At 44.1% G+C, this 16,581-nt stretch carries 14 protein-coding genes and 1 tRNA gene; 3 read left to right on the forward strand and 12 right to left on the reverse strand.

The window, feature by feature from the left end; translation table 11 throughout:
- Positions 1 to 70 precede the first annotated feature (70 nt).
- Positions 71 to 2,323 (forward strand): inorganic phosphate transporter, encoded by a 2,253-nt coding sequence (locus HPS53_RS04710; protein ID WP_172204723.1) that lies wholly within the window; start codon positions 71 to 73, stop codon positions 2,321 to 2,323.
- 466 nt (positions 2,324 to 2,789) lie between these two features.
- Here the strand turns inward: HPS53_RS04710 and HPS53_RS04715 are convergent, their stop codons facing one another.
- From HPS53_RS04715 to HPS53_RS04765, 11 genes are all read right to left on the reverse strand, one after another.
- The gene (locus HPS53_RS04715) at positions 2,790 to 4,211 is read right to left on the reverse strand and encodes a cell wall metabolism sensor histidine kinase WalK (RefSeq protein WP_253942815.1); all 1,422 of its coding nucleotides are present in this window, start codon (positions 4,209 to 4,211) and stop codon (positions 2,790 to 2,792) included.
- Position 4,212: 1 nt separating this feature from the next.
- The gene (locus tag HPS53_RS04720; protein ID WP_172204727.1) at positions 4,213 to 4,896 is read right to left on the reverse strand and encodes a response regulator transcription factor; all 684 of its coding nucleotides are present in this window, start codon (positions 4,894 to 4,896) and stop codon (positions 4,213 to 4,215) included.
- An 86-nt stretch (positions 4,897 to 4,982) separates the two neighbouring features.
- Positions 4,983 to 5,897, reverse strand: a complete 915-nt coding sequence (locus HPS53_RS04725; protein ID WP_172204729.1) for a ribonuclease Z — start codon at positions 5,895 to 5,897, stop codon at positions 4,983 to 4,985.
- A gap of 29 nt (positions 5,898 to 5,926) precedes the next feature.
- Positions 5,927 to 6,529: a lipocalin family protein gene (locus HPS53_RS04730; RefSeq protein ID WP_172204731.1), complete on the reverse strand. Its 603-nt coding sequence runs from the start codon at positions 6,527 to 6,529 to the stop codon at positions 5,927 to 5,929.
- A gap of 29 nt (positions 6,530 to 6,558) precedes the next feature.
- Complete coding sequence (gene mazG, locus HPS53_RS04735; RefSeq protein ID WP_104368995.1) at positions 6,559 to 7,416, reverse strand: nucleoside triphosphate pyrophosphohydrolase; 858 nt, start codon at positions 7,414 to 7,416, stop codon at positions 6,559 to 6,561.
- 7 nt (positions 7,417 to 7,423) lie between these two features.
- On the reverse strand, positions 7,424 to 8,311 hold the full coding sequence (gene dapA, locus HPS53_RS04740; protein ID WP_172204733.1) for a 4-hydroxy-tetrahydrodipicolinate synthase: 888 nt from the start codon (positions 8,309 to 8,311) through the stop codon (positions 7,424 to 7,426).
- A 187-nt stretch (positions 8,312 to 8,498) separates the two neighbouring features.
- Complete coding sequence (locus HPS53_RS04745; RefSeq protein WP_104368997.1) at positions 8,499 to 9,449, reverse strand: SPFH domain-containing protein; 951 nt, start codon at positions 9,447 to 9,449, stop codon at positions 8,499 to 8,501.
- On the reverse strand, positions 9,440 to 9,853 hold the full coding sequence (locus tag HPS53_RS04750; protein ID WP_216651886.1) for an NfeD family protein: 414 nt from the start codon (positions 9,851 to 9,853) through the stop codon (positions 9,440 to 9,442). Before HPS53_RS04750 ends, HPS53_RS04745 begins: the two co-directional genes overlap by 10 nt.
- A 175-nt stretch (positions 9,854 to 10,028) precedes the next feature.
- Positions 10,029 to 10,946 (reverse strand): DMT family transporter, encoded by a 918-nt coding sequence (locus HPS53_RS04755; protein WP_104368999.1) that lies wholly within the window; start codon positions 10,944 to 10,946, stop codon positions 10,029 to 10,031.
- Positions 10,947 to 10,964: 18 nt separating this feature from the next.
- Positions 10,965 to 11,693 carry a tRNA pseudouridine(38-40) synthase TruA gene (truA, locus tag HPS53_RS04760; protein WP_104369000.1) on the reverse strand — a complete coding sequence of 243 codons (729 nt, stop codon included), beginning with the start codon at positions 11,691 to 11,693 and terminating at the stop codon, positions 10,965 to 10,967.
- Positions 11,694 to 11,777: 84 nt separating this feature from the next.
- Positions 11,778 to 11,851: transfer RNA gene (locus tag HPS53_RS04765), tRNA-Arg, on the reverse strand.
- Between the two features lie 373 nt (positions 11,852 to 12,224).
- Between HPS53_RS04765 and asnA the strand changes: the two genes are divergently transcribed.
- Positions 12,225 to 13,262, forward strand: a complete 1,038-nt coding sequence (asnA, locus tag HPS53_RS04770; protein ID WP_104369001.1) for an aspartate--ammonia ligase — start codon at positions 12,225 to 12,227, stop codon at positions 13,260 to 13,262.
- A gap of 121 nt (positions 13,263 to 13,383) precedes the next feature.
- Here asnA and HPS53_RS04775 read toward each other — a convergent pair whose 3' ends face one another.
- A complete protein-coding gene (locus HPS53_RS04775; RefSeq protein ID WP_172204735.1) occupies positions 13,384 to 15,273 on the reverse strand; it encodes a DNA polymerase III subunit gamma/tau in 1,890 nt (629 codons plus the stop codon).
- Between the two features lie 419 nt (positions 15,274 to 15,692).
- Between HPS53_RS04775 and HPS53_RS04780 the strand changes: the two genes are divergently transcribed.
- On the forward strand, positions 15,693 to 15,947 hold the full coding sequence (locus tag HPS53_RS04780; protein ID WP_104369003.1) for a type B 50S ribosomal protein L31: 255 nt from the start codon (positions 15,693 to 15,695) through the stop codon (positions 15,945 to 15,947).
- The last annotated feature ends 634 nt before the right edge of the window (positions 15,948 to 16,581 follow it).

Below are 16,581 nucleotides of genomic sequence, written 5' to 3' on the forward strand. Positions count from 1 at the left end.
ATATTAACCGAGATGAAACATTTATGAAATATAATGACTTTAATTTTGCATCGACAAAAGAAGTGAAATTATGGAATTAGTATTTTTAGGAATAATCATTACAATCTTTTTGCTGGCAGTCTTCGATCTCTCGGTGGGTGTAAGTAACGATGCGGTGAACTTTCTTAACTCCGCCATAGGCTCAAAGGCGGCATCATTCAGGGTCATTATAATCATCGCTTCGGTGGGTGTCTTCATCGGGGCGGCCATGAGTAACGGCATGATGGATATCGCGCGGCACGGTATTTTCCGTCCGGAGCATTTCTCTTTCTATGAGCTGATGTGTATTTTCATGGCGGTGATGGTCACAGACATCATTCTTCTTGACATTTTCAATTCAGTGGGGTTGCCCACGTCCACTACCGTTTCGCTTGTCTTTGAGTTGCTCGGTGCCGCGTTTGCCGTTGCCATCGTGAAGATAATCGGCGATGCGGGAGACTTGGGTATAAATGATTTGCTGAATACGGAGAAAGCGTTGTCTGTCATACTCGGTATATTCCTTTCTGTGGCCATCGCTTTTTTCTTCGGCACGGTTGTGCAGTTTATCACGAGAATGATATTCTCTTTCGGATATAAGAGTACGATGAAGTGGAAAATAGGGCTTTTCGGCGGTGTCGCCACCACGGCTATAATATACTTCCTGCTTCTTAAAGGTATAAAGGATATGGCCTTCATGACTCCTGAACTGAAAGGCTGCATACATGACAATACAATCGTCATTCTTGCTGTATGCTTCTTGTTTTTCACTGTCCTGATGCAGGTTTTATATTTTCTGAAGGTCAATGTGCTGAAAGTTGTGGTTCTTATCGGTACGTTCTCGCTGGCTATGGCGTTTGCAGGGAACGACTTGGTGAACTTTATAGGTGTGCCTCTCAGCGGATTGTCCTCTTACACGGACTACGTGACAAACGGTGCCGGTGATCCCCATTCGTTTATGATGGGGTCGTTGAACGCTCCTTCAGACACGCCGTTTTATTTCCTTGCCATTGCAGGCACGATAATGGTTATATCGCTTGCCACGTCCAAGAAAGCTCTTAACGTGTCGAAGACAGAGATAGGATTGGGCAGTCGTGATGCCGGCGACGAGATGTTCGGTTCGTCGCGTGCCGCCCGCAAGATTGTGCGTACGGTATTGTCTTTCAGTTCCTGGCTCAGGAGGTATATCCCCAAGCGTGTGCTGTCTTGGCTTAACGGTCGTTTTGATACTGAAAAAACAGAAATGGAGGACGGGGCGGCTTTCGATCTTATACGTGGAGCGGTAAATCTGACCCTGGCTGGAATGCTTATAGCCGTCGGTACGTCGCTGAAACTGCCTCTTTCCACTACTTTTGTCACTTTTATGGTGGCAATGGGTACGTCGCTTGCCGATAGGGCCTGGGGGCGTGAGAGTGCCGTCTTCCGCATAACGGGAGTCATATCTGTCATCGGTGGCTGGTTTATTACGGCCGGTGCGGCGTTTATCGGTGCGGCGGTGATAGTTCTTGTCATGCATCAGGGTGGTTATGTGGCAATGATAGCCGGTGCTGTGATAGCGGTAGTCTTGCTGATAAAGAGCAACATCAGGTTTAAGAACAGGAAGAAGGAAGACCAAAGCGACTCTCTCTTCCAGACCATTCTTACCACCAGGGACAAGAAGCAGGCTTGGAATCTGTTGTCGATATACATGGGTGAGCACCACAAAAAATTCCTGTTGCATGTAATCGAGACTTACAGTGACATCACATCCGGATTTATCAATGATAAGATAAACATGCTCAGCAAGAGCGAACGTGAACTGTACAGGCAGAAGTCTATATTGAAAGGTACGCGGAGGAGGGAGACTCTATGTCTCCGATATGTCAGCAAAGAGATTGCTATAGAGAAAAATACGTGGCTGCACCTTGCCAACAATTCTTGTATGGCGATGAACTATAATATGAGGCACATAAATGAAGTGTGCAAGGAGCATGTGGAAAACAATTTCAGGGTGCTTCCGTCGCAATATAAATCAGAGTTTGACGATATTCGCTCTGAAATAATGGATGTGCTGAACGAATCGTTGAGCGTGATAGATACGGACGGTTTTGAATACATAGCGATGATACGCAGGAAATGCGACAAGATAAAGGATGCCATATCTGTAAAATGCCGTCTTATGTTCGAACGTCTCAGAGATGGCGATCCGGCTGATATGGCTGTGCTGTACGTATATCTTAATATGCTACAGGAATCTCAGGAAATGATGTCAAATCTGCGTAAGTTGCTGCGCTCGGTAGACAAGTTGCACAGGCAGACCGGTTTTTAATCCGGCTGCCTGTGTTGCTTGGAAAAAATATTACAAAAAACCTTTTGTATTTCGGTTTTTCTGAATTTAAAATCCTGTGGACGGAAATACCGGTGTATTTTGTCGTTTAGTTTAATTCGTTGAAATTCAAACAGATAGGTTAAGAGGTGAATTGCGGCATGCTTTCCATCTGGTCTCAAAACGCTTTCCGGGTTGTGTTTAGCGTCTAATTGCGTTGCATTTAGCGTCTGATTGTCTTCCAACGGGCTGCTAACCGTGTTGCGGTTAGTTGCCCGATGCGTTCCAACGGGCATCCGGTTGCGGAAAAACTGTTTACAAATAGTATTCGGATGATTGTGCTATCGCAATGTATATGGCGACATGTATCGTTTTCGCAATTCTGGTTTGAGAAAAAAGACAGGGCTTTTTTTATGATATATTTCTTACATATCGGGATATGCCTGAACCATTGTTTCCGGTTATATGGCTACTTCCTGCTTATGGAGAAGTGGAATTCCAGTCCTCCGTCACGTCTGTTGTTCACCGAGATGGTGCCGCCGTGAAGTTGTACCGAGTTTTTGACGATGGATAGTCCGAGGCCTGTTCCGCCTGCCTTTCGTGAGCGGCCTTTATCTATACGGTAGAAACGTTCAAACAGGTGAGGTATGTGTTCGTCCGGAACGCCTATACCGTTGTCAGACACAGAAAAAAAGTATTTATCGCTGTCGCTTGCTGTCAGTTTTATTTTTATATTGTCGCCTTGCGAGTATGTGATGGCATTGTCTATCAGGTTTCTGAATATTGATTCGAGAAACGGTGCGTTGCCGCATACCGTTAGATTGTCTTTAACGTTGTTATTGATATTGAATCCATGTGTCTCAGCGTGCGGTTTCTCATCGGTCACCACACCCGCTATCAGCAAGTCGAGTCTCAGTTTTTCTTTCTCTATAAGTCTCGAACCGTCGTCCATGCGTGTTATTGACGATACATCGGCCATCAGTCTGCCAAGCCGTTCACAGTTGTCATGGCACATTCGGATGAATTTAGTGCGCTTTTCTTCCGGCAGTTCGGGATGGTCGAGCAGTGTTTCAAGGCATGCCAGCATTGATGAAACGGGAGTTTTAAGCTCGTGGTTTATATTGTTGGTAAGTTGCTTTTTTATTCTTATCTTCTCCTGTTCCTCGTGTATGGCAACCTTGTGCTCGTGTTTAAGGTCGGTCGTGGCTTGTTGCAGTCGGGCATACAGTCTGACTATATGGCTCGATATGCTGCCAAGTTCATCGCTCGGGAAGTATCCGTCATCGTAGATTTTCTCTCCTTTCTCTGCTTTTTCCGCAAAATCGTTGAGTCTGGTGATGGTGCGTCCGAGGCGCCGTGTGGCAAAATATCCTATTATGCTTATTCCGAGTGTTACGAAAAGCATGAACCACAGGAATGTGTTATCCGTTTTGAGCACGGCTTGCAGCGGCAAGGAGTAGGGCACGGCCGATCGTATGATGATGTCGCCGCCCCTTGTGGCAGAGTAGAAATATGTGTTGTCAGTGCTCTGTGAGTGTCGTCTCAGTGTGTAGTCGTGTCCGTATTTTATTGCGTTTGAGATCTCGGTGCGGCTGAGGTGGTTTTCAGACGGCAGGGTGTCGAGCGAGTTGTCGAATACCACATGTCCTGACAGGTCTGTGATTGTGACACGGATGTCGTCCATAGGCTTTCTTGAGTCGTTCAGAACCCGGTCTATGGGTGTGTCGGCAGATATGGCATCGAGCAGATGCACGTTGTATAGTTGCAGTTGGCTGTCCAGTTTGTCTATCTTGAACTGTTTTTCGCGTTCATACTGAAAAGCCACGAAGCAGACGACCATCAGCCATGAAAAGCCAAGCAATAGAATGAAAAGCTTCGTATGATATGACATTTTACCCCTTGAAACCATATCCGTATCCTACTCGTGTGAAAATATTTTTTCCGTATTCTCCTATTTTGGAGCGCAGGCGCGTGATATTCACGTCTACCACTCTGTCTGCCACGACAACTTCTTCCGGCCATACTTTTGAAAGTATTTCATGCCGCGAGAAAACCCTGCCTTGGTGTGTCAGCAACAGACAAAGTATTTCATATTCCTTTCGTGGTAGTATCACTTCCTTGTTGTCTACAAGACAGCGTTTAAGGGAAAGCTCGAGCGAAAGCCCTCTGTATGACAAAATGTCCGGATTGGTGTCGGCTGTGTGGCGGGTGCGTTTCAAAACCGTTTTTACCCTGGCCATAACATTCCGCACAGAGTACGGCTTGACTATGTAGTCATCGGCACCGATATTCAGTCCGGCCACCATGTCGTCTTCAGAGTCTTTTGCCGTGCAGAAAATGATTGGTATTCCGGCTGTTTCAGGTGCGTTTTTTAGTATGCGCGCCATTTTGAACCCGTTGATGTCGCCCATCATCACATCGAGCAGTATGAGTGAGTAGCGGCTTATGTCTTTTTCCAACGCTTCCTCTGCACTGTATGCCACATCGACTTCATAGCCCTCAACTTCGAGATTAAACTGCAAAACCTCGCAGAGAGTCTCTTCGTCGTCTACGACCAGTATTCTGTCTTTTTCCATTTTAGGTGGGTTTATATGCTGTTAATTCAGTAAAAAAACGGTAAAAGGCTGTATGGCGGCAAATATGATTTGCCTGAATGAAAGAGTCATACGTCGATGACAGCCATTTCATCGGATAGAATAGTGTTTTCAAATACGGCCCGTGCCTCGTTGAGCAATATGGTTTCGTCCTCGTATCGTGACGAGTAATGGCCCAGTACAAGTTGTTTCACTCCAGCGGCAAGTGCCGTACGGGCAGCTTCTTCGGCTGTGGAGTGCTTGTATTTGATAGCCATTCGCTGATTATCGTTGGCGTATGTACTTTCGTGGTAGAGAGTGCTTGCTCCAGATATGAGTTTATGAAGTCCGGGTATATAACGCGTATCGCTGCAATAAGCATAGCTGCGCACAGGGTCGGCCGGTGTCGTGAGCTTTGAGTTAGGTATGACATCCCCGTCTTCCGTGGTCCAGTCGTGTCCGTTTTTGATATTGTCTATCTGGCTTACCGGTATTCCGTAGAGATCGATGATGTCTCGCCTGATATGTGGCATGGTGGGTTTCTCTTTGAAAAGAAAGCCGCAACATGGCATACGGTGGTTTAGGGGGATTGTAGTTACGGTAAGGCTGCGGTCTTCATAGATGACGGTACTTTTTGCGGTGTCTATCGGGTGAAAGCATATTTCGTAGTCAAGTCCGGAGCAAAAGGCTGCCAGACTCGATTTCAGTATCGGGCCAAGTTCTTCCGTGGCGAAGATGTGCATGGGTGCCGTGCGGCCCAACATTCCGAACGTGGACAGCATTCCGATAAGGCCGAGGCAATGGTCGCCATGCAGGTGTGAAATGAATATGTGGTTTATCTTGGTAAATCGGATTCGGGAACGTCGCAGCTGCATCTGCGTTCCTTCTCCGCAATCTATCATGAAAAGTTTCTTGCGCACCTCGACAACTTGCGATGATGCGTAATGCTTAAGGGTGGGGAGGGCACTGCCGCATCCCAATATATGGACTTTAAACGGTTCCAAAAGCTGATCAGGATTTTTAATTATCCGGTTTATTTCTGACGGCAGTATTCAAAAATATCTTCGTCGTTTCCGAATACCAGCGAGTCGGCATCAAGCTTCTTTATGTCGTATACCTCGATTTCGTCCTCCTCGCTTCCTCCTTCCCGCATAAGTGTCAGTTCAAGGCGGCCATTGGTAATTCGCCATGCTTTATACACGATATTTGCCATGTCTATGCTTTCCGCTATACCGCCGTCTTTCAGGGCCATGCCAACTATCGAACTGCCGTCAAACGGGTCTGGCATAGTCCAATTGCCGAGCAGGGTTGTCTCGTTTATTACTTGCTTGGCTTCGGTTTTATCATCATTGAGCAATACGGCCATACGGTCTCCTATGCCGTAACCGCCAAATACATTGTTGTTTTCCTTGGCTTCGTTGACACTCAGAGACAATGTGTCGCCGCTGTCTGTTATCAATTGCAGGGTGTTCATGGCGGAAGCCTCTCCGCACATGCCGAATACGGTAAGTTCCTTGTTAATGACATTCTCAACCACATTTGTGCTGTCTTTCGGTGCTTGCCGGTCTGTCTTGTTGCCGCAACTGAAAAGTGTGGCCGCTACAGCTGTCACCATTAGTAATATTCTTTTGTCCATAAACTTTGATTTTAGTTGTTGGATAATCGTCATTCATTCTCATTTTTCTTGGCTTCGTTCCATAAGGCATCCATCTCTCCGAGAGTCATGTCTTTCAACGGTTTGCCTATTTTTATGCTGTGCTCCTCTATATAATTGAAACGACGGATAAACTTGTCGTTTGTCTTGTCAAGAGCGGTATCGGGATTGAGGTGATACAGGCGGCCGGCGTTTATTACGCTGAACAGGAAGTCTCCGAACTCGGCCTGCGCCCTTTGGGTGTCTTCACGTCTCAGTTCGGCTTCCAGTTCTTCGAGTTCCTCGCGTACTTTACCCCATACATCGCCTTTGTCTTCCCAATCGAAGCCTACGTTTCGTGCCTTGTCCTGAATGCGGTAGGCTTTTATCAGTGAGGGAAGTGATGTAGGAACACCGGACAGAACACTCTTGTTACCGTCTTTTTCAATCAACTTTATCTGTTCCCAGTTCTCCACTACTTGTTCGGCTGTTTTAGCATTTCGCATATCATCGCTCTTTTCACCGTTTTCTCCGTATGGTAATGGCTTGGGCGCAGCCGCGCCTACTTGCGACGGATGGTATACATGAGGATGCCGATATATTAGCTTGTCAACGAGCTTGTTGCAAACATCGGCTATGTCAAACTTGCCTTCCTCGCTGCCTATTTTAGCATAAAAACATATATGAAGCAATACATCGCCCAATTCTTTGCAAATATTCAGACTGTCATTTTTTAGCAGGGCATCGCACAGTTCGTATGTCTCCTCTATGGTATTGGGGCGTAGGCTTTCGTTTGTCTGCTTGTGGTCCCATGGGCATTTCTCCCTGAGTTGGTCAAGCACGTCAAGCAGTCTGCCGAAAGATTCCAACTGTTCTTCTCTTGTATGCATCGTGTTTTTATATTTTGAGTTCTTTCATTATCTCGCTCATTCGCTGTAATGTGGAGATTCTTGTTGGCACGAGCGGCAGTCGCAGTATATTGTTGATCATTCCCATCTCGTGAAGCATGGCCTTGACTCCGGCCGGATTGCCGTCTACGAACAGCAGGCTGAACAGGTCTGTAAACTTATGATGTATCTTTCTGGCTCCGTCGTATTCTCCTTTGAATTCAAGACGGATCATCTTTGAGAACTCACGTGGCAGCGCATTGCCTATAACGCTGATTACGCCCACGGCTCCACATGATATCATCGGGAATGTGAGAGCATCGTCTCCGCTTATCACATCAAAGTCGTTAGGTTTGTTCTTGATAATCTCGTCTACCTGTTCGAGGCTGCCACCGGCCTCTTTTATTGCAACGATATTATTGCAGTCGCGTGCCAGCCTTACTGTTGTGGCGGCGGTGATGTTGACTCCCGTACGTCCCGGAACATTGTAAAGCACGACGGGCAGTTTTGTTGCGCCGGCGATAGCTTTGAAATGTTGGTATATACCTTCTTGCGACGGTTTGTTATAATAAGGACAGACACTGAGTATACCGTCTATGCCGCGAAAGTCTCCTGTTTGCAGTTCGTTTACGATCATGGCTGTATTGTTACCTCCGCAACCCATAAGAATAGGTACCCGTCCGCCGACTTTATCCACTACAAGTTGTTTGATCTTATTTTTTTCTTCGGATGTGAGACATGGAGTCTCTGCCGTTGTGCCTAAAATGCAGAAAAAATCGGCACCGTTATTTAATTGATATTCCAGTAATTGGAGCAATGACGCATAATCAACGGAACCGTCTTCGTTGAACGGTGTGACCAACGCTATACCCAATCCCTTGAAAATATTATGTACCATAAAAAATAATGAAAGTCTGATTATGCCTACAAAATTATAAAAATTAATTGTAATCTGTTATTACAAATGTCACTTTTTTGATAAATCAATAATATAAAACATATATAAACAATAAGCCCGTGATATCAATGTGTCATAAAGACAACAGATATCACTGGCTTATTGTTTCATGATGATATTATGGTGCTTATTCGGCTTTGAAGAGTTCTTTTATACCTCCTATACTGCCCATGAGGTTTGTCGCCTCGTAAGGCATGTATACAGTCTTGGTCTTGTCGCCTTCAGCGATGGTTTGAAGCATCTGGATGTATTTCTGTGCGAGCAGGTAATTGGCAGGATTGCTGCTTTTGCCTACAGCTTCGGTTATCTTCTCAATGGCGATGGCTTCGGCTTCGGCTTTTCGTATTCTTGCCTGAGCTTCACCTTCGGCATGTAAAATGGCCTCTTGCTTGGCTGCTTCGGCACGGTTGATGGTAGCCATTTTTTCTCCTTCAGACTGCAATATTTCAGATGCTTTCTCTCCTTCACTTGTCAGGATGGCGGCACGTTTGTTGCGTTCGGCCTGCATTTGTTTTTCCATTGCTGCAAGTACGCTTGCAGGTGGAGTGATGTCTTGCAACTCTACACGGTTGACTTTTATTCCCCATTTGTTTGTGGCATCATCAAGCACGACACGTAGTTTGGTGTTGATTGTGTCACGGCTGGTCAATGTCTCGTCGAGTTCCAACTCTCCGATGATGTTTCGGAGCGTCGTTTGTGTGAGTTTCTCGATGGCGTTTGGCAGATTGCTTATCTCATATACAGCCTTGAACGGATCGACAATCTGGAAGTAAAGCAAAGCGTTGATCTCTGTCTGGACATTGTCTTTGGTAATCACGTTCTGCTTCGGGAAATCATAAACTTGCTCTCTTAAATCTATGGATGTCGTATACATATAACGACCGCGTGAGAGAATAACAATCTCTTTTGCCCTGTCGATAAATGGGATTATCAGATTTATACCGGGGTTTAGCGTCGCATAGTATTTACCGAGTCGCTCGATAATTTTTGTTTCTGACTGCGGAATGATCACCAAGGCCATTTTGGCAAATACCAAAATACATACTATTAGTACGATAAAAAAATACTCTATGAACATATTTTCTTTACTTTAAGGATTATACTTTCACGTCCTGTTACCATCACCTTTGCGCCGGCAGAGATGGTCGTGCCGTCTTCCGATTCAACTTTCCAGTTGTCGCCGTCTATCTCAATGCGGCCGTATCCGTCGCTCTCTATGGTCTGAACAACGAGGCCAGTGCGTCCTATGAGCGCATCGGCATTGCTTGGGCGCCATTTGCTGCCTGTATTTAGATAGCGGACCGCAAACGGCCTGACGAGGAATATGCTTATGGCCGAAACCACTGTGTATACAGTCAATTGTAGATATACGCCTCCGAAGAATGACGTTATCAAGGCGGATAAGGCTCCAACAGCAAAGCATGCGATGAAGAATCCGCTTGTGAAAATCTCAAATAAGATAGATATTAGTGCTACAATCAACCAAAGTTGCCACATGTTATCTATTAAATAGCCAATCCAAGACATAATAAACATTAGATTTTAAATTCACCGTAAAGATACGAATATTTATTTGTCATGATGCTTTTTTTATTCTTTTTTTACATAAACTATGCAAAAAAGAATTTTACCATTGTATTCTTTTTCAGATAAACGGTTATCGTGAGCCTATGTATAGGAATATCATGCCGAGAATGACCAATGTCAAATCAATGAATTTGGATTTGAGATTTTTTTCATGGAAAGCTATCGCTCCTATTAAGAAACTGACAATAACGCTGCCACGACGGATCATTGACACAATGCTTATCATGGCGTCCTGCTGACTTAACGAGTAGAAATAAACGAAATCTGCCGTACTTAGGAATATGCTGACGAATATAATGCTCCAATCCCAGTGGAATGGTGTGGTGGATTTGCGTTTGGGCCACCATAAAATCATCATCATTATTCCCATCATGAAGCATTGGTATATATTGTACCAGCTTTGTACCATCATTTTGTCAAGTCCTACTCCTCCGCTGCTTTCTGGTGCCATTAGATATTTATCGTATAGTCCGCTGATGGCTCCGAGAACGGCCGCGCCGACTATCATCCATATCCAGTGGTCGTGTTTGAAGTCTATCCCTTCTTTTTTGCCGCTGCGGCTGAGCATGAAAAATGATGCGATTGCAAGCAAGACACCTGTCCATTGCCATAAATTGAGCCTTTCTCCAAAGACAAGAAAAGCCCCGATGAGAACCATTACAGGGCGTGTGGCGTTGATAGGCCCGACGATTGTAAGCGGCAAATGTTTCATGCCGAAATATCCGAGAACCCAACTGCTGAGAACAATTATACTTTTAAGGATTATGTATTTATGTGCGTCCCAATTTCCGGATGCTACATGAAAGATAGTGGAATCGAAAACATCAGTGTTGTGGCTTAATATGATGAAAGGCAAAAATATGAGTGAGGAGAATAAGGTGTTGAGAAATAAAACAGGTATTACGGAATTGTTTCCGAGTGCTTTTTTCTTGAATGAATCGTAGAAGCCGAGTAGGGCGGCTGACATGAAAGCTAAGATTAACCACATAAATTATACAAATAGAACTTAATATTTTATGTCTTCCAGAAACAGAGCATTGCCTGGCATTGACTCTCCAGCCTCTGTTCGGCGCCGTCCTTCAATGACATTGCGGAACTCTTCTATTGTAAGGCGATGGCGTCCTACATCTACCAGTGTGCCGACAACAGCGCGGACCATGTTGCGAAGAAATCTGTTTGCGGTTATTTCGAAGTACCATGTTGTGGGTGACATGCGGTGCCATTCTGCTGATGTTACCTCGCATAATGTTGTCTTCACATCCGCATGGCTTTTACAGAATGCTCCAAAATCCTTATATTCAAGTAAAAGAGCGGCGGCTTCGTTCATTAAGTCAAAATCAAGTTGATAATGAAGCTCGCAGGAATAGGCTCTGAGGAATGGATTTTTGGCGGTGTGCACATAATAATGGTATGTGCGTGATGTGGCACTGAAACGAGCGTGCATATTGTTGCCGACAGGCTTTACTTCGCTAACGGAAATGTCTTTAGGTAAAAGCCTGTTCAGTTTGTATGCCAATTGCTGGCAGTTTAAATTTCTTTCAATATCAAAATGTGCAGTCATGAAACGTGCGTGTACGCCGGTATCGGTGCGTCCGGCACCAACTACGTTTATATCTTGGCGCAGCAAGATTGTCAATGCGCATTGAAGTTCGGCCTGGACTGTATTCCCGTTTGGCTGGATTTGCCATCCGTGATAGTTTGTTCCGTCATAACTGAGTGTTATAAAGTATCGCATATAAATCTTTTTACCATTTTAGCAAAGAAAGCCTTGTGCCATTTTTCAAGAAAAGAGATGCGGTAAGAACCTCATCTCTTTTTGTGATCCCGGAGGGATTCAAACCCTCGACCTTCAGAACCGGAATCTGACGCTCTATTCAGCTAAGCTACGGAACCAATGCGGATGCAAAGTTAATAAAAAGAATGGAAACTGCCTAATTTTTATACAGATAAATTCGTATCATAATATTTTTTGGCTGTACATGTCGGGGTGTTTGCGGCTTCTGCTTTTGGTTGCATGCCCATGCGGAAACGACTGCTTTCTGTCGACGCACGATTGCAATTATATATATTATACTGTGGCGATTTGTATTTTCAGTTTAATTGTACGGGATTTGTCAAAACGTTATAAATAAACAGCCTTTTCTTTCTTTTAATTTAAAATACAGGTGCTGTCGCTTGCGTATTGGAGTGAAAAAGACTATCTTTGCAAACGATAAATGAATTGTATGGAAGTACGAGAGTAATCACATATTTATAGTTGGAATATATGAGTGAATTGATAAAGCCGGCAGGCTATAAGGCATTGCTTGACATGAAGCAGACAGAACAGGGGATAAAACTGATTAAAGAATTCTTCCAGCAAAATCTGTCTACGGAATTAAGGCTTCGTCGTGTCACGGCGCCGCTTTTTGTTTTGAAAGGGCTTGGTATAAATGATGATTTGAATGGAGTGGAGCGTGCGGTGTCGTTTCCGATAAAAGATCTTGGAGATGCGGAGGCAGAGGTTGTCCATTCTCTTGCCAAGTGGAAGAGGCTGTCGCTCGCAGAGTATGATATAGAACCCGGATACGGAATATATACAGATATGAACGCTATCCGTGCCGATGAGGAATTGGATAATCTCCATTCGCTGTATGTCGATCAATGGGACTGGGAAGCTGTAATAACGGATAGTCAGCGCAGTGTGGCTTATCTGAAGAATGTGGTGGAACGTATTTATGCGGCAATTCGTCGTACAGAGTATCTCACTTGTGAGACATATCCGCAGTTGATTCCTTTTCTGCCGGAGACGATAACTTTCATTCATAGTGAGGAACTGAGACAGATGTATCCGGGGCTTTCTTCAAAAGAGCGTGAGGATGAGATATGTAGAAAATACGGTGCGGTATTTATAATAGGTATAGGAGGAGAATTGGGTGACGGAAAGAAGCATGATGGTCGTGCACCTGACTATGACGACTGGTCTACTGTTGGCGAGAATGGGCTTGCCGGCCTTAATGGCGACATTCTTATATGGTATCCGGTTCTTGGCCGTTCGTTTGAACTGTCGTCTATGGGTATCCGTGTTGATGGCGGGTCACTTTTGCGCCAGTTGGCAATGGAGGGTAAGGAAGAGCGGGCATCGCTTTATTTTCACAGGAAACTTCTTGCCGGAGAACTTCCGTTGAGTATAGGAGGTGGAATAGGACAGAGTCGTCTTTGTATGGTGCTGCTTCAAAAAGCGCATATCGGTGAAATTCAGGCAAGTATCTGGCCGGATGACATGAGGCGGGCTTGTCGGGAATGGGGTATGCAACTTATTTAGTAAATGTAAAAAGCATAGAGCTTAAAAGTAAAAGGTAAAAGGCCGGCGGTTGGTTTTTATATCAATACTTATAATATAATCATGCCGCCAGCCTTTTACCTTTTATGCTTTTTTGTATGTGTTATGCCAGTTCAAGGTCAAGCAGTGCCCGTAATTTCTCAATGGCCGGATTTTGCCGGCTCATCATTTCAAATTGTTCTCTTCTGGTTAATACTTTCACTTGTTCGTTCCGCTCGGCCATTTTCATATTGAACGTGATCTCACTGTTATGCAGATAAAGCTTCAGCGTGTTTACGACGCTTCCTCGTATGGCTTGTATCTGATCGAGCATGATTTGGTTTTCCACCGTAACTTCAATATTCGGAAATTCCGTTATTACGGGATTCATATTTTTCATCCGTGCGGCTATGCCGCTCAGTTTCTGCGGCATCCGGTTGCACATGGACATCCACTGAAATTCAAGCTCTTGTTGAGTGAATTCCTGATATTCGTTTTTATTTGTCGAGTTCGGATCGTCTGTTCCGAGTGTACCAGGAATGATTTGCATTTTCTTCGGTTTTGACATTTGCCGAAGATTATTCCATGAGTATCCTAATGCTCCTTTACTGTCTTTGAGCACAATGCGTGATGTCGTTTTTTGTGTAGGTGATATAGAGTTGCCCGATTGTACGGTTGTCGTTTGCGGTTGGACATCAATATCGGCATTGTCGGATTTGGTATTTGTATTTACTGATATCTCTTTTTCTGGAGTAGCCACATTGTCTGTGGCTACAGGCTTTGTTGATTTAGCAATGCTTGAATTTTGCCCGGCGGCGGCCACCTGCGGAGCCTCCATGTGTTGTCGGGATTGCTGAATCAGGTTCTTGAACAGGGATTTTAATCTCTTGGGGCAACGCCCCGCGGCAGGAGAGTCTTCGGGTTGTGTTATTTGTCCGATCTCTATCAGCGTAAGCTCCACTAAAAGACGCTTGTTGCTGCTTTGACGGTAGTTTATATCGCAGTTGTTCATTATTTTCAATGCCTGATACAAAAATCTTGTATCACAGCGCCCGGCTTGCTGTTTGTACATTTCCCTGCGGCTGTCGCTCACTTCAAGCAACGGGAGTGTGCTTTCATCTTTTGCCATCAGTACGTTGCGCACGTGCTTTGCCAGTCCGCCGATGAGCAGTCCACCGTCAAATCCATTGCTTATTAGATTGTTGAGCAATATCATTATTCCGCTGATATTGTTTTTGATACTCAGATCCACTATCTTGAAATAGTTGTCGGAATCAAGCACGTTGAGATCTTCGATAACTTTCTGGTATGTTATGTCGCCTTGGCAGAAACTTGCCGCCTGGTCGAATATGGAGAGGGCGTCCCGCATTCCTCCGTCAGCCTTATCTGCAATGACGGCCAACGCTTCCTCCTCATATTTGATGCCTTCGCTGTCTGCCACGTTTTTCAGATGTGCTATGGTGTCATGCACTGTCATACGCTCGAAGTCATAGATTTGGCATCTTGACAGAATTGTAGGCAGGATTTTGTGTTTTTCTGTGGTCGCGAGCACGAATATGACATGTGCGGGCGGCTCTTCAAGTGTTTTTAGAAAGGCGTTGAATGCCGCTGTGGACAGCATGTGGACCTCATCTATGATGAACACCTTGTATTTTCCTACTTGGGGCGGGATGCGTGTCTGCTCCATAAGGGTCTTTATATGCTCCACTGAGTTGTTGCTCGCTGCGTCAAGTTCGAATATGTTGAATGAGCGTTGTTCGCTGAAAGCCTTGCAACTCTCGCATTCGCCGCATGCTTCTCCATCTGCTGTCGGGGTCATGCAGTTTATTGCCTTGGCGAAAATTCGTGCACAAGTGGTCTTGCCGACTCCTCTCGGTCCGCAGAAAAGATAGGCATGTGCCAACTTGCCGCTCTTCACCGCATTCTTTAATGTTGTTGTCAGAGATTTCTGTCCAACCACAGTATCGAATGATGCCGGCCGGTATTTACGTGCCGAAACGATGTATTCTCCCATAAATATACCAATTTAAATATGCTTGCAAAGATAGTAATTAAACCGCAAAAATCAGCCTTTGGTATATTAAAAAAGAAATGTATATAGCCTTTTTGATACTGCCTTTTTTCGTAATGTCAGCTTATGTTTCTCACGTCAAGGTCATATTCCTTTATCGTTTTTATCCTGGTTGGAATGGTTTTGCCATGTGCTTTATACTTATTTGACAGGTTGGTCCTTGCTGGACGATATGCGTACTATATTATTCCGGAGTGGATAAAATCGTGTCAGTCTGTGGCTTCCCACTTATTGTTATCGCTTTTATATTGCTTTTAAAGGTAAAAAGCCTATGAAAGATTTTGCCATATCGGAAAATATTTGTAACTTTGCCGCCCGACAGTGAGTATAATCATTTATAACAATAATATTTTAAAACAACAATGAAACAAGGTATTCATCCAGAAAACTATCGCCCCGTCGTATTCAAGGATATGTCCAACGGCGATATGTTCCTTACACGTTCTACATGCAAGGCTACAGATACAGTAGAATTTGAAGGAGAAACTTACCCGGTGGTAAAAGTCGAAATCTCAAGCACATCTCACCCGTTCTATACAGGTAAGAGCAAGCTTGTTGACACGGCTGGTCGCGTAGATAAGTTCATGAGCCGCTACGGTAAGGCTGCGAAGAAATAAGATATATATTTATCTTTAAGAAATTACAAAGGATGCGTCGGTGTAGTTGCATATGCACAGACGCATCTTTTTTGGTTTATGGTATTGGCAGTCCCGTTTAATAGATGATAAAACCACGTCTGTTTATCAATTTTTTAAATCTTAGATCTTTAATGTTTGGAAGTGTCGTTCTATTTGTATGGTGATGTCCAATTGAATAATCAAAGCATATAAAATATTTATTATTGCATGGTGAGAACTTGTGTGGTACATTTAAAAACATTTTATTATAGTGGACGGTTGGAGTTGGACATGTGAAAAAAAGGATTGCTATATAGGGGGATATTTGTCTTTGAAATAAAAATGGCGGACCCACATCACCACGATGTAGGCCCGCCCGTTCATTTCTGCTAACTACTAGTTATAAAAATTACTCACTAAAAAACAAATATCTGCTCACGTAGGGCAAAATATCATTGTTTTCAATCTTATTTTTTTTAAAATAGTCAATACGTAAATATGTTTACAATTTATTGTTGTTTGATTTGAAAATCTTTTTATTTTAATTCCTGATTACAAATTTACAATTAATGATAAGTAAATAACAATCAAAACGTTATGAAAATATGAATATATCACGATTTTTGACATATAT

The organism is Prevotella sp. PTAC (assembly GCF_013166535.1).
Lineage (GTDB): Bacteria > Bacteroidota > Bacteroidia > Bacteroidales > Bacteroidaceae > Prevotella.